This is a genomic window from Mucilaginibacter sp. OK098 (assembly GCF_900142915.1).
Classification (GTDB): Bacteria; Bacteroidota; Bacteroidia; order Sphingobacteriales; family Sphingobacteriaceae; genus Mucilaginibacter.
On sequence record NZ_FRCM01000001.1, the window covers coordinates 1,597,907 to 1,621,969 of the forward strand.

The 24,063-nt window shown below is 41.3% G+C and carries 23 protein-coding genes; 6 read left to right on the forward strand and 17 right to left on the reverse strand.

Annotation, left to right across the window (positions count from 1 at the left end):
* Nucleotides 1-3 precede the first annotated feature (3 nt).
* Both BUE31_RS06680 and BUE31_RS06685 read left to right on the forward strand, forming a co-directional pair.
* Nucleotides 4-2,559 (forward strand): ABC transporter permease, encoded by a 2,556-nt coding sequence (locus BUE31_RS06680; protein WP_073401394.1) that lies wholly within the window; start codon nt 4-6, stop codon nt 2,557-2,559.
* A gap of 67 nt (nt 2,560-2,626) precedes the next feature.
* On the forward strand, nt 2,627-3,313 hold the full coding sequence (locus tag BUE31_RS06685; RefSeq protein WP_073401396.1) for an arylesterase: 687 nt from the start codon (nt 2,627-2,629) through the stop codon (nt 3,311-3,313).
* 146 nt (nt 3,314-3,459) lie between these two features.
* On the opposite strand, the gene BUE31_RS30515 is transcribed toward BUE31_RS06685, so the two are convergent.
* Nucleotides 3,460-4,215 (reverse strand): peptidoglycan-binding protein, encoded by a 756-nt coding sequence (locus BUE31_RS30515; protein WP_083619391.1) that lies wholly within the window; start codon nt 4,213-4,215, stop codon nt 3,460-3,462.
* A 216-nt stretch (nt 4,216-4,431) separates the two neighbouring features.
* Here BUE31_RS30515 and BUE31_RS06700 point away from each other — a divergent pair, with 216 nt between their 5' ends.
* Both BUE31_RS06700 and BUE31_RS06705 read left to right on the forward strand, forming a co-directional pair.
* Complete coding sequence (locus tag BUE31_RS06700; RefSeq protein ID WP_073401398.1) at nt 4,432-4,656, forward strand: CDGSH iron-sulfur domain-containing protein; 225 nt, start codon at nt 4,432-4,434, stop codon at nt 4,654-4,656.
* Nucleotides 4,657-4,775: 119 nt separating this feature from the next.
* A complete protein-coding gene (locus BUE31_RS06705) occupies nt 4,776-5,591 on the forward strand; it encodes an alpha/beta fold hydrolase (protein ID WP_073401399.1) in 816 nt (271 codons plus the stop codon).
* Nucleotides 5,592-5,693: 102 nt separating this feature from the next.
* Here BUE31_RS06705 and BUE31_RS06710 read toward each other — a convergent pair whose 3' ends face one another.
* From BUE31_RS06710 to uxaC, 4 genes are read right to left on the reverse strand one after another with little or no spacing between them, the layout of a single operon-like run.
* Nucleotides 5,694-6,980, reverse strand: coding sequence for an MFS transporter (locus tag BUE31_RS06710; protein WP_073401401.1), 1,287 nt, complete (start codon nt 6,978-6,980; stop codon nt 5,694-5,696).
* Nucleotides 6,981-7,001: 21 nt separating this feature from the next.
* Nucleotides 7,002-7,661 (reverse strand): beta/alpha barrel domain-containing protein, encoded by a 660-nt coding sequence (locus tag BUE31_RS06715; RefSeq protein WP_073401403.1) that lies wholly within the window; start codon nt 7,659-7,661, stop codon nt 7,002-7,004.
* Nucleotides 7,658-8,692 (reverse strand): sugar kinase, encoded by a 1,035-nt coding sequence (locus BUE31_RS06720; RefSeq protein WP_073401405.1) that lies wholly within the window; start codon nt 8,690-8,692, stop codon nt 7,658-7,660. Before BUE31_RS06720 ends, BUE31_RS06715 begins: the two co-directional genes overlap by 4 nt.
* Entirely contained in the window at nt 8,689-10,101 is a 1,413-nt protein-coding gene (gene uxaC, locus BUE31_RS06725) for a glucuronate isomerase (protein WP_073401407.1), read from the reverse strand. Before uxaC ends, BUE31_RS06720 begins: the two co-directional genes overlap by 4 nt.
* 205 nt (nt 10,102-10,306) lie before the next feature.
* Here uxaC and BUE31_RS06730 point away from each other — a divergent pair, with 205 nt between their 5' ends.
* Nucleotides 10,307-10,972, forward strand: coding sequence for a ferredoxin reductase domain-containing protein (locus BUE31_RS06730; protein ID WP_073401409.1), 666 nt, complete (start codon nt 10,307-10,309; stop codon nt 10,970-10,972).
* Nucleotides 10,973-11,100: 128 nt separating this feature from the next.
* On the opposite strand, the gene BUE31_RS06735 is transcribed toward BUE31_RS06730, so the two are convergent.
* From BUE31_RS06735 to BUE31_RS06790, 12 genes are all read right to left on the reverse strand, one after another.
* The gene (locus tag BUE31_RS06735; RefSeq protein ID WP_083619394.1) at nt 11,101-11,874 is read right to left on the reverse strand and encodes a glucosamine-6-phosphate deaminase; all 774 of its coding nucleotides are present in this window, start codon (nt 11,872-11,874) and stop codon (nt 11,101-11,103) included.
* The gene (gene nagA / locus BUE31_RS06740) at nt 11,864-13,051 is read right to left on the reverse strand and encodes an N-acetylglucosamine-6-phosphate deacetylase (protein WP_073401413.1); all 1,188 of its coding nucleotides are present in this window, start codon (nt 13,049-13,051) and stop codon (nt 11,864-11,866) included. The genes BUE31_RS06735 and nagA overlap by 11 nt, the downstream gene beginning before the upstream one ends.
* A gap of 4 nt (nt 13,052-13,055) precedes the next feature.
* Nucleotides 13,056-14,606, reverse strand: a complete 1,551-nt coding sequence (locus tag BUE31_RS06745) for a beta-N-acetylhexosaminidase (RefSeq protein ID WP_073401415.1) — start codon at nt 14,604-14,606, stop codon at nt 13,056-13,058.
* A 12-nt stretch (nt 14,607-14,618) separates the two neighbouring features.
* Nucleotides 14,619-15,533 (reverse strand): YncE family protein, encoded by a 915-nt coding sequence (locus BUE31_RS06750; protein WP_073401417.1) that lies wholly within the window; start codon nt 15,531-15,533, stop codon nt 14,619-14,621.
* A gap of 194 nt (nt 15,534-15,727) precedes the next feature.
* The gene (locus BUE31_RS06755) at nt 15,728-16,255 is read right to left on the reverse strand and encodes a DinB family protein (RefSeq protein ID WP_073401419.1); all 528 of its coding nucleotides are present in this window, start codon (nt 16,253-16,255) and stop codon (nt 15,728-15,730) included.
* A gap of 115 nt (nt 16,256-16,370) precedes the next feature.
* On the reverse strand, nt 16,371-16,859 hold the full coding sequence (locus tag BUE31_RS06760; RefSeq protein WP_073401421.1) for a cupin domain-containing protein: 489 nt from the start codon (nt 16,857-16,859) through the stop codon (nt 16,371-16,373).
* 1 nt (nt 16,860) lies between these two features.
* Nucleotides 16,861-18,186, reverse strand: coding sequence for an MFS transporter (locus BUE31_RS06765; RefSeq protein WP_073401423.1), 1,326 nt, complete (start codon nt 18,184-18,186; stop codon nt 16,861-16,863).
* A gap of 163 nt (nt 18,187-18,349) precedes the next feature.
* On the reverse strand, nt 18,350-19,096 hold the full coding sequence (locus tag BUE31_RS06770) for an SDR family oxidoreductase (protein WP_073401751.1): 747 nt from the start codon (nt 19,094-19,096) through the stop codon (nt 18,350-18,352).
* 106 nt (nt 19,097-19,202) lie between these two features.
* On the reverse strand, nt 19,203-20,753 hold the full coding sequence (locus tag BUE31_RS06775; protein ID WP_073401425.1) for a DHA2 family efflux MFS transporter permease subunit: 1,551 nt from the start codon (nt 20,751-20,753) through the stop codon (nt 19,203-19,205).
* Between the two features lie 63 nt (nt 20,754-20,816).
* A complete protein-coding gene (locus BUE31_RS06780) occupies nt 20,817-21,404 on the reverse strand; it encodes a TetR/AcrR family transcriptional regulator (RefSeq protein ID WP_073401427.1) in 588 nt (195 codons plus the stop codon).
* Between the two features lie 268 nt (nt 21,405-21,672).
* Nucleotides 21,673-21,993 (reverse strand): hypothetical protein, encoded by a 321-nt coding sequence (locus BUE31_RS06785; RefSeq protein ID WP_073401429.1) that lies wholly within the window; start codon nt 21,991-21,993, stop codon nt 21,673-21,675.
* Nucleotides 21,994-22,072: 79 nt separating this feature from the next.
* Nucleotides 22,073-23,083 carry an AraC family transcriptional regulator gene (locus tag BUE31_RS06790; protein ID WP_073401753.1) on the reverse strand — a complete coding sequence of 337 codons (1,011 nt, stop codon included), beginning with the start codon at nt 23,081-23,083 and terminating at the stop codon, nt 22,073-22,075.
* 153 nt (nt 23,084-23,236) lie between these two features.
* Between BUE31_RS06790 and BUE31_RS06795 the strand changes: the two genes are divergently transcribed.
* Nucleotides 23,237-24,058, forward strand: coding sequence for an alpha/beta fold hydrolase (locus tag BUE31_RS06795; protein WP_073401430.1), 822 nt, complete (start codon nt 23,237-23,239; stop codon nt 24,056-24,058).
* The last annotated feature ends 5 nt before the right edge of the window (nt 24,059-24,063 follow it).

The following is a 24,063-nucleotide window of genomic DNA, read 5'->3' on the forward strand; positions in this document are numbered from 1 at the left end:
GCAATGGAAAATACTCCTGGCATTACCAAAAGAAAAATAAATATCCCCTGGCTTTTTGAAATGGCTCTGCGCGATAGCAGGAAAAACCGTTCGCGGCTACTGCTATTTATTTCGGCTATCATATTCGGGATAGCGGCACTGGTTGCAATTTACTCGTTCAGGTATAATCTCCAAAATGACATAAATTCCCAGGCTGCCACCCTAATTGGCGCCGACCTGGTAGTATCAGGCAATAAGCCTGTGGATGCTGCTATAAAGCCTTTGCTTGATTCGCTGGGCGATAAAAGATCGGAAGAGCGCAGTTTTGCTTCCATGATCTATTTTCCAAGAACGCAGGGAACAAGATTAGTACAGGTGCGGGCATTGCAAGGCGGCTTCCCATACTATGGGAGCCTTGAAACAGAACCGGTACAAGCCGGATCGTCATTCAAAAATGGCAAATCTGCACTAGTTGATAAAACCCTGATGATGCAGTTTAACATGCATGTTAACGACTCCATTAAGGTTGGCGAGGTTACTTTTCAAATTGCCGGGATCCTGGATAAAGCACCGGGCCAAACAGGGATTGCATCAGGTGTTGCGCCTATTGTTTATATCCCTTTGCAATACCTGGAGCAAACCGGGCTTTCCAAAAAAGGCAGCCGCATCAATTATAGTTTTTACTATAAATATGATAAGCCGGTAAATATGAGCAAACTGGTGAAAACCATTGAGCACAGGGTTGATAAAGCAGACATGAATATAGAGACCATCGAGATCCGGAAAGAAAACACCGGCCGTTCCTTTGGCGATCTGACCCGTTTTTTATCATTGGTTGGCTTTATTGCACTGCTGCTTGGTTGTGTTGGCGTGGCCAGCGCTATCCATATTTACATCCGCGAAAAAATTGCTTCCATTGCCATTATGCGCTGCCTTGGGGTAAAAGCATCAGAAGCGTTTTTGATCTACCTGATCCAGATCATCGGCATAGGCATAATCGGTTCTGTTATCGGCGCTGCGTTGGGTACATCCATCCAGCATATTTTACCAATGGTGATGAAGGATTTTTTACCCATTACTATTTCAACCGATATTTCATGGCTGGCTATTGGGCAGGGGATTTTACTGGGCATCATCATTTCGGTATTATTTGCCTTGCTGCCGCTCATTTCCATCCGCAATATATCGCCGCTTAATACCCTCCGGATTGACTATGACAATGTGAACCTGGTCCGCGATCCTTTCAGATGGCTGGTTTACTTACTGATCATCCTTTTTATCATAACTTTTACATTTTTACAGCTGGATAGCTGGTTGGCCAGTATATTTTTCACTATCGGCATCTTCATAGCTTTCCTGCTGCTTACCTTCACCGCATGGCTTTTAATGAAGCTGATGCGACTGTTTATAAAAAGTTCATGGGGGTATTTATTCAGGCAGGGTTTTGCTAATCTTTATCGCCCAAACAATCAAACCATTATACTTATTGTTTCGATAGGGTTAAGCACAACATTTATTTGTACGCTTTTCTTTATCCAAAGTATCCTGATGGGGCAAATCAGCCTGTCATCAAGCGGTAATCAATCAAATATGATCTTGTTTGATATTCAAACCAGTCAGCAAAAAGCAATTGCTCAATTAACCAAACAACGGGGATTGCCGGTACTGCAACAAGTGCCTATTGTAGCTGTTAAACTGGAGAAAATAAACGGAAAAACTGAGGCGGATGTAAAAAAAGACACTACTATTAAAATTCCGGTTCGCGCCTTTACCTGGGAATACCGCGTTACTTACCGCGATACAGTTAGCGCCACGGAGAAAGTAATAAAAGGCGAATGGGTTGGTAAAGCAGAACCAGGCAAAGAGATCCCGGTTTCTATTGAGGACAATTTTTCAAAGCGCAATCATGTAAACGTTGGCGATCATTTGGTATTTAACGTTCAGGGAGTTAGCATGCCGGCTATTGTGAGCAGCGTACGGCAGGTAAACTGGAATAAGATCCAAACCAATTTCCAGGTAGTTTTCCCGAAAGGGGTTTTGGAGGACGCGCCGCAGTTTCACGTGCTGCTAACCCATGTACCCTCAGCAAAAGTATCTGCCCAATTTCAACAGGCAGTTGTAAAACAGTTCCCCAACATTTCTATTATCGACCTGGGATTGGTTTTAAATGTGATAGACGGCCTTTTGGATAAAATTGGCTATGTGATCCGTTTTATGAGCGCTTTCAGTATTATTACAGGTATTGTTGTATTAATTGCATCGGTAAGGATCAGCAAATACCAGCGCATCCAGGAAAGCGTTTTACTTCGTACACTTGGAGCCAGCCGTAGACAAATATTTACCATCACCGCTTTAGAATACTTATTTTTGGGCGCACTATCGGCGCTTACAGGTATTGTTATTGCTATTTCAGGGAGCTGGCTCTTAGCCAAATACAGCTTTGAGGTACCTTTTACTATTAATTTGATCCCGGCGGTAATATTGTTTTTTATAATATCGTTACTTACAGTAATTATTGGCCTTTTAAACAGCCGGGGGGTATTGAATAAACCACCTTTGGAGATTTTGAGAGGGAATTAGGGGTAGAGATTAGAGGCTGGAGACTAGAGATTAGTTGACTAAGTAAATTTTGACTACTAAATTAAAAATGCATAAACTAAAGATTATTTGCTTAATAACCACCGTTCTATTTCTTGCGGCTTGTGGAGATAAAAAAGCGGCACCTGCAGAAGTATCGGTAACAGCTAACAAGCCTGACTCTTCATCTACAGATAAAACCGTTTTGTTTTTTGGCGATAGCCTCACTGCCGGATATGGTTTGGATGATCCTTCACAAGCTTTTCCGGGCGTGGTGCAAAATAAAATAGATGAGGCAAAGCTGCACTTTAAGGTAGTTAATGCCGGTGTAAGCGGCGAAACATCCGCCGGTGGCAAAGCCAGGATTGCATGGATCTTAAAGCAAAAAGTAGACGTATTTGTGCTGGAACTTGGCGCAAATGACGGGCTGCGTGGTATCCCGGTAAGTGAAACAATGCAAAACCTGCAGTCAATTGTAGATGCTGTAAAAGCTAAATACCCTGCTGCCAAACTGGTATTGCTGGGCATGCAGGTACCTCCAAATATGGGTGGTAAATACGCCTACAGCTTTAAAGCCATTTTTCCCGGACTGGCGACAAAAAATAACATGACCTTTATGCCCTTTCTTTTAAAAGATGTTGGCGGTGTGTCCTCATTAAACCAAAAAGATGGCATCCACCCAACTGCCGAAGGCGCCAAAATTGTGGGCAATAATGTTTGGCAGGTGCTGGAGGGGGTATTATTGGGCAAAAGCTGATTTAAAAAGAGAATCAAGAAGTCAAGAATCAAGAGTCAAGATAAAAATGGTGGCATGGGTATCATATCCATTTACATTTCTTGATTCTCGACTTCTTGACTCTTGACTCTTGACCTCTTGATTCTTGATTCTTGACTCTTCACCCCTTATTCAAACTGAATAAAACCGATATTTATGGTGTCGATAATGCGCCCGGTCCTTCTAAAAACACCTATTGCGCCATCCCTGCTATTCATACATATGTTTCCCTCAATAGTGGTTAAAAGGCCGTTTTCATTCTTTTCTACAAGGCCTGCATGCCCATACCCCCCGCCGGTGGAAATGATAAATACCTGCCCGGGTAAAATAAGCGAGGTATTTACTTTTGCGTCATGATTGGTTAGTATTTTGCCTTTTGCTTTTCTCCATCCCTCAATTACATCACCAGTTTTATAAGCAGGGTTTACAACTTCCAGGTTTATACAGGCATGGTTAAAGCACCAGTAAACAAATGCCATAGACCAGCGCTGTCCGTGCGAAATCCCCGCCGCATCATGATATTTATTTACGCCAGGTCCGCCGTTACTCCCCGAAGGAAATTCAATTACTCCAATTTGCGATCGTGCTATATTTAAAACAGTTGTCAGAAGGTTATTTGGCGGCGTAATTATGGGTTTAATATTTTTAGTGCCAAAAAGCGCGGCCCAGGTAATCGGACCAACAATACCGTCGGCATCTAAAGGATTTCCGTTTACGTCATTAAAACGGGTTTGGAACAGCATTACTGCATGGCAGGTATCAAGATCATAATCGCCGTTAATATTAACCTGACCGCAGCCTTTTTCATTTAATTGTTGCTGAATAGCTTTTACACTTGCTATGTCAAACGACTGCAGTTGTATAGTTTGCCCTGGATAATTCATGTTATAGAATAGGTAATATGGGTTAAAAATTGTTTATAAAGGTTTAGCCATAATAGTGGTAAAGGGCGTTACCAGGTATCACGGACTTTTTTCAGCAATACTATAACGAAGCTTTTTCAATAAAATTGTTTGTCCATTTAATTAGATTCTATCTATATAAATAACAATTTCCTATTCCTAACCAAGGATCATTACCTTCGCAAAAAATTAAAATCAATGGAAAAAACCAAACTTACTATAAACAATAATGGGTCTGTTAAAATAGACGGCGACTTTGAGATAGTTGATATGCAGGGCAATGCCTATGGCTTGCAGGGCCGTACTATTGTTTCAATTTGCCGTTGCGGTCTTTCGGCTAATAAGCCCTTCTGCGATGGCTCACATAAAGGCCACTTTGAACATGATGCAATAGCATTTGATCTGCCGCCTAAAAAAGTATAATTTGACATATCAAAAACTTACGAAGTTTTAAAACGGCAAAGCCCTCAACGAGGCCTTTAAGCACATAAAACACCGAGTTAAACTTCGTAAGTTTGGTTATCATATAAAATCCCTTTCAAATGCCTGCAGTTTCAATAAATAACCTAAAAATTTATTATAAAATAACCGGCAAAGGCGAACCTATTCTGCTGGTACACGGTCACCCGTTTGACCATACCATGTGGGACCCGCAAACTAAAGCTTTTTCAAAACTATACCAAGTTATTACACCAGATGTAAGAGGATATGGCAAAAGCGGCCTACCAAAGTCGGCTGCTACCCGTTTTGAAGATTACGCAACTGACCTGCTTGCACTGATGGATACATTAGGCATTGATAGCTTTCATTTAAGCGGATTATCACAAGGCGGGCAAATTATTATGGAAATTTTCAGGCAGGCCCCATCACGGATTAAAAGCCTGATCTTTGCGGATACATTTGCCAGTTTAGATACCCCGGAAGTTAAGCAGGGCCGTTATGATACTGCTGATCGTCTTGAAAAAGAAGGAATGGATACCTACTCAGATGAGGTTATCTATAAAATGATAAAGCCCGAACATGTTGCTTCACAGCCAACTGTTGCCACCCACATAATAAAAATGATGAAGGCAACCTCGCCCAAAGGCGCTGCAACAGCATTACGGGCCCGGGCCGAAAGGATTGATTACTTAAAGGATGTTTTGCCAACCATTAACATCCCTACACTTGTAATAGTTGGCAGGCAGGATGAATTTACCCCGGTTACCAAAGCCGAGGAATTACAGCAAAGCCTGCAAAATTGCAAATTAGTGATCATTGAAGATGCAGGGCACATGCCAAATTTAGAACACCCTGAAGAATTTAATAATGCTGTGCTGGATTTTCTGGAAGGGATAAGTGACTCTGGTTCTTTTTAAACCTTGTAAAACTTACGAAGTTTAACTCGATTTTTATGCTTTTAAAGGGCCTCGTTGAGGGCTTTGCCGTTTAAAACTAAGTTTCTCTTCACCTTTTGGAAGCTATAATTCAACGCGTTTCATGGTTGGCGAAAGCAGGTGCATAATAAACCAGGCCAATAAATACCCAAAGCCGCAAATAGTAAAAATTATATTATAGCCTACAACTAGGTGACCACTTTCTTTATAGGTCTCCAAAATATAGCCGATAAAAGTCGGAAAGAAGATCCCGCCAACCGCACCGGCCATACTGCCGATGCCCACAACAGAGCTGACCGCCCTTTTTGGAAACATATCTGACGCTGTAGTAAAAATGGTTGCGCTCCATGCCTGGTGTGCCGCAGCAGCCAATGCAATTAAACCCACGGCTTCCCAAATTCCGTTTGCAAACCGTGCAGTAATAATTGGCACAACACAAATTGCAAATATCAGCATGGAAACTTTCCGTGCCTTAAATATGGGCCATCCTTTTTTAATGAGCCATGATGAAAGGTAACCACCACCAATGCTGCCAATGGTTGTAGCTGAATAAACAATGACCAACGGCAAGCTCGGCTTTTTCAGGTCGAGGTTAAAGGTGCTGGCAAAATAGGAAGGCAACCAGAATAAAAAGAAATACCAGATAGGGTCCGTTAATAGCTTACCTGCTACAAACGTCCATGTTTGCCTTTTGCTTAATAGTGTAGCCCATTTAACCTTTTCCTGGGGCCCTTCAACGACTTCTTCTGCATCGCTGTGGATAAATTCGTACTCGGCAGTAGTTAGTTTTTTATGTTTTGAGGGGATCTCATAAAATATCAGCCAAAAAACAAGCCATATAAACCCAATTGAGCCCGTAATTATAAATGCCATTTGCCAGCCATAGATGCCAAGGATCCATGGAACAAGCACCGGGGCCATAACTGCGCCTATATTCGCTCCTGAATTAAAGATACCGGTTGCAAATGCACGCTCCTTTTTAGGAAACCACTCCGCGACCGCTTTAATAGCAGCAGGGAAATTGCCCGATTCACCAATGCCCAAACCCATCCTTACTACTATAAAGCCGGTTGTACTTTTAACTATAGCATGGAGCATTGCCGCAACACTCCACAAAATTATAGAGATGACGTATCCTAATTTTGTACCTATTTTATCAATAATGCTGCCGAATATTAATAATCCTGCTGCATAAGCGGCTGTAAAAGCCGTTACAATATGTCCGTAATCAATTTCCGTCCAGTGAAACTGAGCCTCCAATGTTGGCTTTAAAAGGCCAATGATCTGCCTGTCGAGATAATTGATCGTTGTAGCAAAAAACAAAAGGGCCACTACTACCCACCTGTAGTTTCCTACTTTAACATCCTTCATAATTATTTAATTCCAGGTTAATTACATTGCGGCTTTTACCAATTCAATAGCCTTAACGGTATCGGTATATAATTGGTCGTAAAGCTTTTTGTCCATAACGTCCTTGCTTATCAGCTTGCTGCCCATCCCCACCGCACATACTCCGGAATGAAACCACGAACTGATATTTTTAGCATTGAGTTCAACGCCCCCTGTAGGCATAAAAAGCTGACCAGGAAACAGCTCTTTAATAGAGCTTACAAAAGCCGGACCCAATATATTTGCAGGGAAGATCTTTATAAGTTCTGCGCCGTTTTTTTGAGCCAGGTAGATCTCGGTCGGTGTCATGCAACCCGGGATCCATAGCAATTTGTATTTATGAGCCACTTTTGCAACTTCGGGATTTATAATTGGCGATACGATAAAATCTGCCCCCACATCAATAAATGCCTCCGCGTCCGACACATTTTTTATGGTGCCTATACCCAGTAAAAGCTCGGGCATTTCCTTGTGGGTTGCTTTCTTTAAAACCTTAAAGTTATCCAAAGCCTGTTTGCCCCGGTTGGTATATTCAATTACTCTTATGCCGGCTTTGTAAAGTGTCCGCGTTATTTGCAGGCTCACTTCGGCATCTTCATAAAAAAACAGGGGTAACATACCCTGTGTTAATATGCTGTTCAGTACGGCTTTTTTGATCTTCATTTCATCGCGTTTTTAATATCGGTTATCGATTTATCAGTAGCATCACTTTTAACAAATAGCTGCTCAAATGCCGCTGCTGTGGCAAATTCAAGTATCTCAACAGGGTTGGCGTTGTTATAAAATCCATAAATAATACCGGCCATAAAACAGTCGCCGCTACCTACTTTGTCTGTTACCTCTGTGGTTTCGTATTCCTTCGAACTATAAAACTTATCTCCGGTGTACAATGTTGTATAATAATTGATGTCAGCAGAGGAATCGAACCTGAAAGTATTGGCAACAGCCTTACATTTTGGATACTGCTCAATAATACGTTCTGATGAATTTAACGCCTCCTTCAAATAAATACTCTTTTGCCCAGATTCATGAATATTGGGTTCAACCGGAATTCCCAGCATGGTTTCAGCAGCCCAAACATTACCCATTATTAAATCGCAATATTTTGCCAGGCCGGGCATTACCTCTAATGGCATTTTTCCATATTTCCACAGTTTTGAACGATAGTTCAGGTCTACAGAAATAGTGATCCCTTTTTTCGAGGCGGCTTCTAAAACCTCGCTGCAAACATCGGCCACATTTTGATTGATAGCCGGGCAGATAGCGCTGAAGTGAAACCAGCTTACATCTTTCAATACCTCGTCCCAATCTATCATTCCCGGTTTAAGATATGAAAATGCTGAGCCGGCGCGATCATATATTAAAGCATCATGTTTCAAATCCTGGCCTTTTGTTAAAAAGTAAAGCCCCAGCCTTCCATCACCATAGAAAACCGGCGAGGTATCAATATTTTTCTTTTGAAGATCTTTGATAATTTGTGCCGATAATCCGTTATCAGGCAATGCAGTAAAGTATTTGGACGGTAAATCCCACAAGGCTAATGCTGTTGCCACGTTCAGTTCGGCGCCGCCAACATAAAATGGCAATTGGTTATTATGCAGCCACTCGCCTCCTGCATCAGGAGTTATCCTCAGCAATAATTCGCCAAAGGATAATATTTTTCCGGGTTGATGTGTATTAAAAATCGCGCTCATTTCACCTTATCAAAATCAAAGTAATTTTTAGCATTATAATAGCAAATATCCTGGATGATCTTGCCGGTCCATTTTATATCGTTTGGCAGTTCACCATTCTCAATATCGTTACCAAAAAGATTGCAAAGGATCCGCCTGAAATATTCATGGCGCGGGAACGACATAAAACTGCGCGAATCGGTAAGCATGCCTACCATCCGGCTCAAAAGCCCCATGTTTGATAAGGCATTTATTTGCTTGATCATCCCGTCCTTCTGATCCAAAAACCACCAGGCCGAACCAAACTGCATTTTACCCGCCACCTTACCGTCATTAAAATTACCGGCCATTGTTGCCATCAACTCGTTATCAGCCGGGTTAAGGTTATACAATATGGTTTTGGTAAGTTTATTTTCAGCTTCCAGTTTGTTCAAAAACTTCGACAAGGCCTTTCCCTGTGAAAAATCACCCATGGAATCATAACCTGTATCCGGACCAGCCTCGCTTAAAGCGCGGGTGTTATTGTTTCGCAATGCCCCTAAATGGTACTGCTGCACCCAGCTCTTTTCATGATCCCAAACAGAAAAATGATACAGCATAACCGATTTAAACTGCGCAGCTTCATGAAGCGTAATCGGCTGCTCACTTCTTATTTTGTTAAATATTATTTTAATTTCCAGCTCAGTATAGCTTTCGGCATACAAATGCTCCAACCCATGGTCTGACAGGCTGCCGCCATTTTCTGCAAAATAATCATGCCTTTTCTTTAAAGCAGCCAGGTAGGCGTTAAAATCAGTAATTGAATCACCGCTTAGTGTTTCAAGTTTGCTGATATAAGCATTTAACGCCTTAGCATCATTTGCCTCCATTGCCTTATCCGGCCTGAATGCAGGTAGAACCTTAACACTATAGCCGTCTTTTTTTATTTTTTGATGATGTGCAAGGTTATCCAGGGGATCGTCAGTAGTGCAAACTACCTCTACATTCCTGTTTTTGATGAGATTTTTCACACTATACTCCGGCGACTGCAGCTTTTCATTACACTCATCATAAATCCGTTTAGCAGTTGCTGGCGACAGGATCTCATGAATGTCAAAATAACGCTGAAGTTCAAGGTGGGTCCAGTGGTATAAAGGGTTACGCAGGGTATACGGAACCGTTGCAGCCCACTGTTCAAATTTTTCCAGGTCGCTTTTATCACCTGTTATATAAGCCTCACTTATACCATTGGCACGCATTGCCCGCCATTTATAATGATCTCCGTTTAACCAAACTTGGGTAAGGTTCTTAAAATTGATATCCCCGGCAATCTGATCGGGTGGTAAATGGCAATGGTAATCAATTATTGGAAGGCCTGCAGCATGGTCATGGTATAAGCGCTGCGCGGTCTTTGTTTCCAGTAAAAAATCCTCGTTTAAAAAACTCTTCATTTGTAAATTTATACCTGCTTTAGGGAAGCGGATCGTATAGGTTTAATGTGCTTTTTGTTTTACAGGGGCAATATACTTTTTATCCATACATTATCCCAAAATAAAGCCTAATTTACAATCTGATTGTCTATTTTTCTATTATTGTTTGATTTTTAACACCTTACTTTATAACAATTGTTAATTTACATAACGATAAATAAATATCATGGAAAAGCATGTTGTTAAAGTTATAAACACTGCGTTTGTAACTCATAATGTAAAGCGTTTCACTTTACAAAAGCCAGTTGGCTATACCTTTATATCCGGCCAGGCTACCGATGTATCTATCAACAAGCCCGGACTTGAAGATGAGCTGCGTCCTTTTACATTTACCTGCCTTAACAGTGATGATCATCTAGAGTTTACCATCAAGATTTACAAGGGGCATAACGGGATCACCGAAAAGTTGCTTGATGTTAATGCAGGCGACGAGCTGATAGTTCACGAGGTTTTCGGGGCGATAAATTTCAAGGGGCCAGGCTTGTTTATTGCAGGCGGAGCCGGTTTAACGCCTTTTATCTCTATCCTTCGTCAACTCAAAAAAGACAACAGGTTAGCCGGCAATAAGTTGTTGTTTGCTAACCACACGGAAGATGATATTATAATAAAAGATGAACTGAATGAAATGCTGGATGGCAATCATATTGACATTATATCGGAGCCAAAATCGGGTAAGCCCGGGAAACGTATTGATAAAGACCTGCTTAAACAGCACCTAATGGAGACGGGCAATTATTACTACATCTGCGGACCAGATCCTTTTGTTGCCCAAATAAAAGATGACCTAGTTGATCTTGGGGTACCAAAAGAACAAATTGTGATTGAGGAATAATCCACTTGTCATTGCGAGGTACGAAGCAATCGCGAACCATGCAGAGCGGTTAGAATGGTTTAAACTTGTACGGCGGACCTACATATGTGCGATTGCTTCGTACCTCGCAATGACATGTGGATATTATCCTACAAAAGCGCTCCGCTATCCTTATCGATAAACAACAATGCATTTGCATGCTTACGCAAAATCGTTGCCGGGCATTTTTCATTAATTTCTGTATTCAAAGTGTTATACACCGCTTTCGCCTTTTTTTCACCGGGCACCATGCAATAAATATATTTACCGGCCATAAGGGCAGGAACGGTTAGCGTTATGGCATGGATTGGTACTTCATCCAATAAATCAAAGCACTTATCATTAACCTGCTGCTGCCTGCATTCTTCATCAAGGCTAACAACCTTAACCTTTACAGGATCATTAAAATATGCAACATGCGGATCGTTAAAGGCAATGTGGCCGTTTTCGCCAATGCCCATGCATACTATATCGGTTGGGTATTTATTTAGCAGTTCAGTATATCGCTTGCATTCTGCATCAGGGTCGGTCGCATTTCCGTTAATATAGTTAACCGTATGAAAGGACAGCTTGCAGAATATTTTTTCTTTTAAAAATGATGCAAAAGTTCGCGAATCATTTTCATACAAGCCGATGTATTCATCCATGTGAAAAGCATTTATCCGCTGCCATTCAATAGTTTTGTTTTGGATCAATGCTGATAAAAATTCATTTTGTGAAGGCGCGGCTGCGAAGATCATGTTTACAAATTGCTGCTTGTTAAACAATTCGTTTATTTTTTGGCAAACCATGCCAGCGGCTGCTTTACCCATTGCAACTCGGTCTTCGTATTTAAGAACCTGCAAATTGGAGACGCGATGCATCGCGTCTCTACTATCTTTCATAAATCACCTTTCCTTTTATAATGGTTTTTTCAATATTTATTTCCTCATCAAAAATCACAAGATCTGCATCTTTTCCTATTTCTATAGATCCTTTCTTACCTGCAATATTCATAATGGTCGCAGGGGTTAATGTTGCCATTTGCACCGCTTCTAAAAGAGGAACATCTGCCATTTTTATCATATTCCTCACTAATAAATTTGCTGTGGTTACGCTGCCTGCAAAGGCGCTTCTGTCTGGCAGTTTTGCTACTCCATCTTCCACAATAACTTTTAATCCGTTTTTTAAGCTGCCTAAAACGCTGTCACCTGGTGGCATCCCCGCGGCGCGCATAGCATCTGTTATCATTGCGGTTCTTTTGGCCCCTTTAATTTTATATACCAGCTTAAGCAAGGGCGGCGGTAAATGGATGCCATCTGCAATTATTTCCACATCCATTCCGTCAATCAAAAAGGCAGCTTCCACAACCCCGGCATACCGGTAGGCGTTTCTCCGTGTTACACCCAGCATGCCCGAATACAAATGCGTGGCAAGTGTATAACCATTTTCAAACGCTTCGAGCGCTTCTTCATAAATAGCATCGGTATGGGCTATGGCTGCTAAAATGCCATGGGAAGTTACATATTTGCCAAATTCAATGGCACCCTTTAATTCGGGTGCGGCGCTCCAGCGTTTTATAACGGATGTTCCGGCAAGAATCTCTTTATACTCTTCAGGATCAGGATCACGGATATAGCGCGGATCCTGCGCACCGCATTGGTTAACGGCAAAATATGGCCCCTCCAAATGCATCCCTATAAATTGGGAACCATTAGTATTCAGCTTATCCGCTAATTCGTAAACACGCAAGGTTTCCAGCAGGTCCTCCTTACTACTGGTAAGCGTAGTTGGATACATGGCGGTTGTTCCATACCTGGCGTGGATCTTGGCAATCCCCAAAAACGCTTCAACCGTATTATCCATAAAATCGTGCCCGCCGCCGCCATGGATATGGATATCAATAAAGCCAGGGGAAACATACTTTCCGCCGGCATCTATCAGGGTTGCTCCCGACGCATCAAGGTCTCCTTCACTTACTGCGGTAATAATACCGTTGCTTACCAAAACTGTCCCCCCATTTATAATTTTAGCTGGAGTAATAATTTTGCCGTTGCAGATCTTTAATTGTTGCTGTTCCACAATTTTATTTATTTCGGGATAATCGGTCGTATAGCAGCTGTACCCTTACAGCTCTCAGGCTATTTTCTGTTTTCACTTCCGATGCGTTCAGGAAATTTTTATTCAGTTCGGTAAAGTGCATGTCCAGCACTTCTTCATTGATCATCAGGTTTTTTAATTCCTGTAAAACCCCGGGCACCATTGATCCGGTAAATGATGGCGAGTTAACCCTTTGCAAAATATCCTGGAACTGCAGGTAATTTACCCTGATCCCGGTCATCAGCCTGTAATGCTCAAACTCATCCTTGTTCTTATCCGGTTTAAGCTTGTAAAGTGTTTCTAACGCTGTTTTTGTACTATCCAATATTTGCTTAACCGAAAACTGGACGACAGATACAACTTTCCCGTTCCTGACCTCATAAGGTGTTATTTTCAAAGCATGCCAGAACGTTTCCGATTCGTTTGCATCAAAACCATAGTGTTCTTTACAATATTTAGTAATAAAGCCTTCAATATTCAGTGGTTTCGTACTGGTTACACTTTCGGTATAAGCCGTTACCAGCATATTAAAGCCGCTCAGCGGGTAAACATGCCGGATAGCATACTCCTCAGCCATCTCGTTTTCTGATTCAAATACAGGCGAATACTGGCCCGATGTTGACCACGAGGTCATTACTATCCCCTTATACCCTAAGCCTGCCGCAGCAGGCACAAAATCGCGGATATTTTTGAAATGCTTCTCCCATTGCGTAAGGAAATAATTATCAGGCGATGAACGTAATGCCGGTGCGCCCCAAATTTCATAGCCGCTTTCCACCAGCTTTTTATGATCGCCAAAATTGTTCATATCCCAACCGTAATTCCAGTCAATAAATACTGTTCCTTTCGGTAATTGCTTTATAGCATCAGGGTATTTCAAGGCAATGTCAGCCCACAATACAGGCGTTTTGCCAAGCTTTATCACAATATCGCAAAGCATCTTTATGTAATCAATATACAGTTTTGATTTTCCCTCTTTTGCCGCCTTTAGCCTGCATCGTTCATCATGCCCAAGCAAATAAGTTTCATCGCCCCCTATGTGAATATATTTTGAAGTATGGGTTGATACAAGATCAGTATACAGGTCGGAAAATAATGCTTTATCCTGCTCTGTTTGCAGCGGACAAACCTGCGAAAAATCCTTTTGATCTTCCCTGAGGTCTTTGTACCTATCGTTCCTTAAAATATATTCCACATGCCCAAAACTTTGCTGAAGGGGGATCACGTCAACACCTATAAAGTTGCAGTAATTTATAAACCCTATAACCTCCTCCCTGCTATAAGCATACCGGTTAGGGATCAGCGGATGTTTTGTAAAAGGATAGGTTCCCTCCCATTCCATTATTATGGTATTGATCCCCGCTTTGCTTAATTTTAATGCCAATGCCTTTAACGCATCCATCGTCATCACCTGGATCCGCAGATCTATATGGAAACCTTTAACTATAAATGGCGATGGACTTTTAACGGGGATTTGCGCATTTACGCTGCAAATAGTTATTAATAATATCAGCCAAACGGCTAAATATTTTCTCATAAATTTTATAATTTACTTTATTACAATAAGTCCGTTTGTGCCAAATGCCTTTAAATCTTTTGATACTTTAAAGGTGCCGAGGTCAATAGTGCCAATATAGTCATCTTTAGCATGCGAAACATAGGCCCTCATACCGCTAACCTGTACATTTATTGGGGTGTCGCCGGTTTGGAGCCTGTGCATCACTTCACCAGTTGCTGCATCAATCACCAATACAACACTATCAAAAGGTGCCGGCGCCAGGATATATTTCTGATCATCGGTTATGTTTGAATACAGGATCAGGCCAACCTTAAGTTGCAGGTTGCTAAAGTGCTTTAAAATTGAAAGATCTGTTTTTGAAAGCAGGAATATTTCGTTTTTGCACGATGCTACTATCCATTGTTTCGCTATTAAAAGCCCCCTTACCGGGCTTGAAAGCTCCATATGCTGTAGTATAGCCCCATTTTCAGGGTCGATCCTATAAACCCCGTTTTGCCCAGCCATTACCCAAAGTGAATCATCGCGCGGGGAAAAAGAAAAATTATGTGTGCCTTTTGGAAGGGCGAATTTTCTTTTTACAATAAGATGCTGTGTATCAAAAACCAGCATGCTGTCGCCGCCGATCTCTGTATTTACAAAAAGCTCCCTATACTTACCCTGCCTGACCTTTATCCCATGCGGACCATTATGGACAGCGGTATCAGCAGCCGTGTAAAGTTCCTTAACAAGCTTCCCAACAAATGGATCAACAACACTGATCACATTCCCGGTTTTGCCGATCCTGAGGTCATAATCTTCCAGTCCAAAATTACTGATAAAGCATTTTTTGGTGACCGCATCATACGTAATTTCATGCGGTTTAAAACCGATTTTTACATGCCCGGTTTTTATCTGACTTTTCAGATCAAAGATCACTACCGAATCGCGATATTGTTGAACCGCCACGAGTTTTGACTGAGCGCTCGTAGAAGCACTCCAAAGTAAAAGCCCAAAAAGAAGGATCTTATTCAATTTAATCAGGAATTGATGTGAGATAAAAATAAGTAAAAATTTTCTGCGTATTTATATTAAGGGAACCATAATATTAAAAAAGCCCGGTTATGCTGATGCATACCGGGCCTTCTTTTAGTCGATAGTTTTTAAAACAGCATTTCAGGAGGTGGAGTTACACCTTTTAAGCGTAGATAAACAGTTGTTTGTCCGCGGTGGTGGGTCTGGTGTTCAAATCCTTTTCCGAATAATTCAAATTTCGCCATGTCTTTACCAGCAAACTTTGTAGTTTCATCCAGCTGAGCCTGGGTCATGCCCTGCAGGCTACTTATTGCAAAATCATAACTATCCATTACTGCTTTTGTAGTGGCTTCTTTTGTTTGGGCAACAGTTTTTTCAACAGACACATCTTTACCAAGCGGGCTTGGTTTGCCGCTGGCCATTGAACAGAAAAAGTAGTTCGCATCCGCTAAATGAAGCATTTGCTGTGCAAAATTCCTCATTTCGGGAGTTGGTTTAAATGCGTAACCATCAGCGGGCATTGCATCAAGATAAGCTTTAGTGTAAGCTTTTGCACGGGTAAATTCACCCACAAGCTTTGCCTGGGTAAATTGCGCGTAAACTGAACTGCAGGCAAATGTTACCAGCATGGTTAATAATAGCGATAATCGTTTCATGTTTTTAAGTTTTTATTGATTGATAATTGGTTTTATGCTCAAATGGTCAGGTACATCGGGGCAATAGTACCCTGAAATATAAATTAAAACTAAGAAAATTAATTAACACCCCAAGCTACCTGCACAATTTATTGATCAGGATTTCATGCTGCGGATACAATGCGGTTAGTTTGTGCTTTTCGGCCATCTCAAATTCGCTAAAATCAAAACCGGGAGCAACGGCGCAACTTACTAAGGTAAACTCTTCTTTGGATGGGATTTCTGCCGCAAACCATAATCCGGCTTTTATGGCTATGGATAAGTTTCCTGATGCAGTATCTGAAAGCTCAAATGTTAAATGTGCCCCAGCATCATCAATTACATGAATGTGTAATGGAACTCCCTTATGAAAATACCAGATCTCGTCTGATGCAAGGCGGTGAAAGCCTGAATAGTCCGCTCCTTCAAGTAAATAATAAATGGAGGTACAGGCCCGCTTAAATTTGAAAGAGTCGTTATCCGTTACCTCTATTTCAGAACGAAAAACTTCTTTGTAATAGCCGCCTTCAGGGTGCGGTTGCAGCTGTAAGTGATCTATCCAGTAAGTGGCGTTTTGTTGATGCATATTAAACAGGAATAGCTATTTCAGCCTTTTTTACTTTCTTTTCAGCCAGCAGTAATATGATCAGCAAAAATAAACCGATAGCAAAAAAGCAATCTAATGCCAGCGCTGAATTACGCATTTCATGGGTCCATGATTCAACAAAACCGAAGCAAAACAAGCCCACTACTATTGATAGTTTTTCTGTAACATCATAAAAGCTAAAGTATGAAGCGGTATCAGGAATATTTAAAGGCAAGTATTTGGAATAAGTTGAGCGCGATAATGACATTACTCCTCCCATTACTAAACCAACCACAAATGCTGCAACATAAAATTGCATATCATTGGCGATAAAGTATAAGAAGCAGCACAATACTGTCCAAATGATTATCAAAACTATAAGCGTGCGCACGTTACCATATTTTTCTGATGATTTAGAAGTAATATAGGCGCCAATAATAGCTACCACCTGAATGATGAGGATAATGCTGATCAGGTCGTCATCCTTCATATGCAGTTCTTTGGCGGCAAAGCTGGCGGCTACAAGCAAAATTGTTTGCACCCCTACCGAGTAAAAGAAAAATGCGGAAAGAAAACGTTTTAACAACGGCATCTGTCTTATTTTACCAAATACTTTTGCAAGCTCCTTAAACCCTCCTGTTAATACATTATAGTTATGTGAGCCAGCATTAGGTTGTCCCTTTGGCAGCATAAAAAACGGAATAATGGCAAAGCCAATCCACCAAAAAAACACAATTAAAAATGAGATCCGGGCTGGTAACGCATCATCGGTAATACCAAACCATAGCGGCTTTAATACCGGTATAAAGCAAATTACCTGCACCACAATACTTCCTAAAAAGCCGTATATAAAACCTTTTGCGCTAACGGCGTCTTGCTGATCTACAGATGCTATTTGCGGGAGGTATGAATTGTAAAACACAAAGCCTCCGCAGTATCCTATGGATGCAAGGCCAAAACAGATCATCGGAATTTCAAGGGGACTATCCGGTTTAAAAAAGAATAAACCGGCACAGGCCAAACTGCCAAGCCACGTAAACATTTGCAGGTACAGTTTTTTGTTGCCGCGATAATCAGCAATGGACGTTAATATAGGCAATATGGCAACTACTATTAAATAGGAAAGCCCAAGTATGTAAGTAAATAGTACAGTATTTACGTATGGATGCCCAAAAAAGGTAACCATATTATCCTTTTTAGCGTTTGCCGTTACAGCAACATAATAGGCCGGGAATATGGTTGAGGTGATCACCATATTGTATGATTGATTGGCCCAATCGAACATGCACCATGCCCAGATGGTTTTCTTATTATTTTTAGCTTCCATTCAGGCGCTAAAAATAAGTAAAAAGGTGAAAGGTAAAAGCTAAAAGGCGAAAGGTTTTAACGAAAAAATATACTTTACCTTTTATCTTTCGCCTTTTAGTTTATTAAAGGGAACATATCGATTTTTTATCTTGATTCCTGGCTCTTAATTCCTGGTTCTAAAATTATTCCCTTCCCTGGTTCAGTGTTTTTAAAGCTTCTTCGGGCGATGAAAGATATAATTTGTACAGATCAGCAGTTTGGCCAATGTGTAATTCATATTCGTCTTTTTCAAAACCATCTACCAAACCCTGGGCAACTACCTCTGGCGGAATGCCGTTTTCGCCACCTATTTCACTGGAGAATTCGGTATTTACCAACGGCGGCATCAACTCAAATACTTTAATCCCGGTATTTAAAGCAAGGGCATATCTTAGTGCCCTTGTGTACGAATGCAGGGCGGCTTTGCTTGCTGCATAAGTAGCCAGGTTTATACCCGGTACAAAAGCCACTATTGAGCTTACATTTACTATTGCAGCTTCTTTTGAAACACGCAACAGCGGCAATAATTTCTCTGTAAGTCTTATTATTGATAAGTAATTGGTTTGGATCTCATCAGCGGCCTTTGAATAAATACCGCTATCAGTGCTCAAACGATGATAGTATGCCTGACCTGCATTATTAATCAAAATATCCAATCCGCCAAATTCATTGTTTATACGTTCAACCACCTTATCAACGTCATTTTCGCTGTTCACATCTGTTGAGATATAACTAACGTTGTTTAACTGCGCTGCCGCTTTTTGCAAACGAGCTTCGCTCCTGCCGGTAATAATTACCTTGTTACCTTTATTGCTCAATAATTTGGCTATCTCAAAGCCTATACCCGAACCGCCACCGGTTATCAGTACTGTTTTTCCTGTAATATTCATTGTTTTAATTGTTTGATTATTATATTGTTTTATTGTTGTTTTCATCCTCCTAACCCCAACTAATCTCTGGTCTCTAACCTCTAATCTCTAATCTCTAACCCCACCCTCAATGATCCGTCAATATCATTTTAGGCGCTGTGCTTTTTGGCGCTTTAACCACAAACAGCAGCAAAGGCAGCGCAATAGCAAATAATAGCCCTATCAAATAGTAAGAATCCAGGTAACTCAATAATGTTGATTGTTTAACAACTGCAAGGTCTATCACCTGCATTCCTTTCAGCTTTGCATCGGCCAGGCCGATCCCTTTGTGCTGAAAATATGCAGTATACGAATTAAGCCGTTCAACAGCCTGTGGGTTTGTGGTTGTAATATTGGCAAGCAAATCAGTACGGTGCGAAGCTATTCTGCGGGCAGAGTAGGTGTTTATAGCCGAAATCCCAAACGCCCCACCAAGTTGCCGCATCATGTTATTTAACGACGCTCCCTGCGGAATATCCTTCGGCGCCAATGATGATATAGCCAGCATTGTTAATGGCACAGTTAAAAACGCCATCCCCAATGCCCTGAATATTAAGTTTATGGTAATTGTATTTGCGGAGGTATCCAGGCTCATACCCGACATGTTCCAGTTGAAATAGATAAAGCAAAAGAAACCCACAACTATTATTATCAGCGGCGATACCCCTGCCTGTAAAAGCTTACCCGAAACCATTAATCCTAATATTGCTATTATGGCTCCCGGCAATAGCAGCAAACCGGTTTGTGTAGGTGTAAAGCCAAGCAAGCGCTGTGCAATTACCGGTGTAAGGAAGATAGAAGTAAACATGCCTATCCCCGTAATAAAAGTTAGTATAGCCGCTATGGTTAATGTTTTGCTTTTAAAAACCCGCAGATTTACCACCGGGTGCTCCACATGCAGTTCCCATATAATAAATGCTGTTAATGCTACAACTGCGGTAATGGTTAAAAACAGGATATAACCTGTAGCAAACCAGTCCTCAGTTTGGCCCCTTTCAAGCACGGTTTGTAGTGACCCTATGCCAATGGTTAGCAGGACGATGCCAGTCCAGTCTACCCTTTGTATTTTTGATTTTATGGTAGGTTCTGTAAGCAAAAAATAGCAGGAGGTCGCAGCTAATATTCCTATCGGGATGTTGATGTAAAATATCAGCGGCCATGAATAATTTTCGGTGATGATCCCACCCATTGTGGGACCAATTGTTGGGCCGATAAATACGCCTACGCCAAATATAGCACTGGCAACACCTTGTTTTTCTTTAGGGAACAGCTCAAAAATAACAGCCTGCGATACTGACAGCAATGCCCCCCCGCCAAGCCCCTGCAAAAATCTGAAAAACACCAGTGTCCAAATATTAGTTGCACTCCCGCACATAAACGAACAGACAACAAATAAAATAATAGAGCCGATATAATAATTTCTTCGCCCCAGCTTAATAGTTAAAAAGCTGGTTAAGGGGATAATAATAACATTAGCAATAGCGTAAGCGGTAATTACCCAGGTGGTGTCTTCCAGCGTAGCACCCAGGTTACCACTCATGTGCGATAGCGCTACATTTACTATCGTGGTATCTATCAGCTCCATTACTGCTGCAAGCAGAACAGTAATGATTAGCAGGTTTCGTTTTAAATTATTCATTTTTTGTTCTTTTTATTCTCATTTATTTAAAAGACCGATCGGTCTTTTAAATAGCAAAAAAATTTATTTGCTATTTTGTTCAATTTCGGCCTTAAGCATATTAGTTACCACATGCATGTGCTTACTGCTGTTCTGTACCTTACTTATTAATATGGCTCCTTCAATCATGGTAAACATTTTTATGGCAAATGTTTCCGCATCAAATATTTTTGGGAACTCACCGCTTTCCTGCCCTTTGTTAATGATCTTCGAAATTCTGGATTGAAACCTGTTTATAACTTCGTTTACCTTTTGTTTCATCACCGGGTTAGTATCATCAGCCTCGGTACCAAAATTCAGGATCGGGCATCCTCCGTTATTCGATTTGAACAACTTGTTCTCGTAAAAATCAAGCAACGCAAAAAGCTTTTCCTTTGCAGTAACTTTACCATCAATACTTTTGTTGATCTCTGCAGAAAGCAGGTCGGTTAAGTATTTAAATGATTCCAGGCAGATCTCTTCCTTGCTCTCAAAGTTGCCATACAGGCCGCCCTTAGCCAGCTTGGTGGCTTCCATAATATCACTCATCGACGTACCGGCAATCCCTTTCCTGTTAAAAATGGGCGCTGCCATTTCAATAATAAACTGCCGTGTTCTTTCTGCCTTTGTCATTACGAGTACAAATATAAACCGATTGGTCTTATTTGTCAAAGAAGCATTTGTTTAGTTTACGTTTTGATTACAAATTGCATAGTTTAATCTATATGATCGAAGTAATAATTAAAAACATGTCATTGCGAGCGCAGCGTGGCAACCGCACGCTGTACACAACCGTCAGTGCAAGTTCTGCACCTTTCTGTTCGCTCTGTAAAGTATGCGATTGCTTCGTTCCTCGCAATGACACGGTGATAATTATTGACTACCCCTAGCAAAAGCCTTCCTACCCCTCCACACTAATCACATACCCTGAATCACTATCCCCGCTAATTGAAGCTGTCTGGCCGGCTTTCATTAAAACAGCAGGGGTTGAAATTTCCTCTATTTTCATAACTCCGCCATTAACGGTTATAGCCGGGGTTATAACTGCTACATGAAATTCAACATCAGCAGCAACAGGGACGCTGGCGGTTGAGCCTTTGCTTAAAGAGATCAGGTGCACGGCGACCTCCAGTCCATCCGGAAGTGAGTTATTTTGCTGAAAAATCACTACCTGTGAATTATTGGCATCGTTTGAATTATTGATAAAGTTTAGCTCGTCCATCCTATTGGTGTTTAAATTGAATTATGGTAATAAAGATAAATTATAATTGAAGATTTGCTGTAAAAAAACCATTACCAACTTAATTTCTTAATGTTTTCGCATAACTCCCCGGTGTTACTCCTGTCCACCGTTTAAAGGTACGGGTAAAAGCACTCAGCTCGTTATAACCCAGCATATACGAGATCTGTTTAACCGGCACATCCCCTGCTTTCAGGTAATTAATTGCAAGAGCTTTGCGTACCTCATCTGTTATCAGCTGAAAATTCACGCCTTCCTCTTTTAGCTTTCGCTGGATAGTGCGTGCGCTTAGGTTAAAGTTTGATGAAATATCTTCTAATGATACCATACCCAGGTAAGAGTTATCAAGCAAATAATTATAAATGCGTTTGTGCAGCGTATGTTTATCAATCACCGGCTCCTTTAAGGGTTGAATTTTCTGCAGCAGCATGTTTTGCCATTCGTAATTGGCGGTTATTATCGGCTCGTCCCAATAGCGCTTGTCAAATGCTATGGAACATCCATCATTAATAGCAATGGCTTTACAACGCATTACCCGTTCAAAATCGTCCATATTATCAATTGGCTTGGCATAATTTACCTTTACTGGTTTTATTTTTTTGAGCATCAGTCCGTCCATCTCATGGATCGTAAATACCATCAGCAGGTCAAGTGTTTGACTTATCGGCTGCAAATTTTGCCAATTTGGTACCTGGGGGATAAAATGAACCGTAAACCAATCCGCATCTTGCACTATTTCCAGCTTAAATGAATCGGTTAATAAATGTACCAGCGAAGAAGCTACCGTAATAGCCTCGCCAACCGTACTGCTGCTTTTTATGATCTCGCCAACAACGCCTAATGCCGATAGCTGCAACGACTCCCCGAAGTGCAGCCCGAAATGATCATCCCTGCTTAAATGGATGGCATTTACCCAGGCATCCGTTACCTGCTTTTGGGTAAGCTGTTTCTCTTTGTTTTGAAGTTCTTTCTGGGTGATGTTTGCTAGTTTACATAATACCTCTGGCGAGATATCCCTTTGCGCCGCATAAGCCAGCAAGCTTATTATCAGTTTCTTTTGTTGATCTTCCATAGTGTTGTAATCTGGTACGAATATAATCTGCAGCAGGTTCAAAAAATAATATTGGCGCAAAATGGTAAGCTAATGGCGTGTAATGGTAATTAACAGGCGACCTTTCCTCATCACCTTTGCTTTATAAAATTTATAAAAAAAGGAGATCACATCATGGCATCAATTAAAGTAACAAACGGAACAAATTTATTTTATAAGGATTGGGGCAGCGGTATCCCTGTAGTTTTTGTACACGGCTGGTGCGTAAACTGCGACTCATGGGAGTATATGATGCATGAATTTACCGATAAAGGTTTCAGGTGTATTACTTACGACCAGCGCGGCTGCGGCCGATCCGATCAGCCATGGCGCGGTTATGATTATCTTACCTTGGCCGATGACCTTGCAGCGCTGATAGAAAGGCTTGACCTGGATAAAGTAATATTGATTGGTCACTCCATGGGTTGCGGAGTTATAACCCAATACCTGGCTAATTATGGCGATCTGCGTGTTTCAAAAGCTGTGCTGATCGGTACCACTACCCCAAACATCGCAAAAAGCGTAAGTAACCCTGGAGGTATTGACCGGGCGTTACATAATGAAGCTTTAAACTTTATTAAAAGAGACAGACCCGCTTATGTCTACGGCCTTATAGATGGCTTTTATGACCTGCCATTAAAAAGTACTGAAATATCACAACACCTGGTCAACTGGACAATGGACATTACTTTGCAGGCATCTGCAAGGGCTGCGGTCGAAATGCTGAACACTTGCTACAGCAGTATCCAGTGTGACGAATTAAAGCAGATCAGCATCCCTGTATTGCTATTGCATGGGGATAAGGACGTAAGCTGCCCAATCAATCTCACTGTCCTGCCAACCAGCGACCTGCTAATCAACAGTATCCTAAAAATTTACGAGGGACTTCCGCACGGGATGTACATCAGCGAAGCGCCACTCATCAGCGGTGACATCATAGATTTCATTAATCATTAAGATGA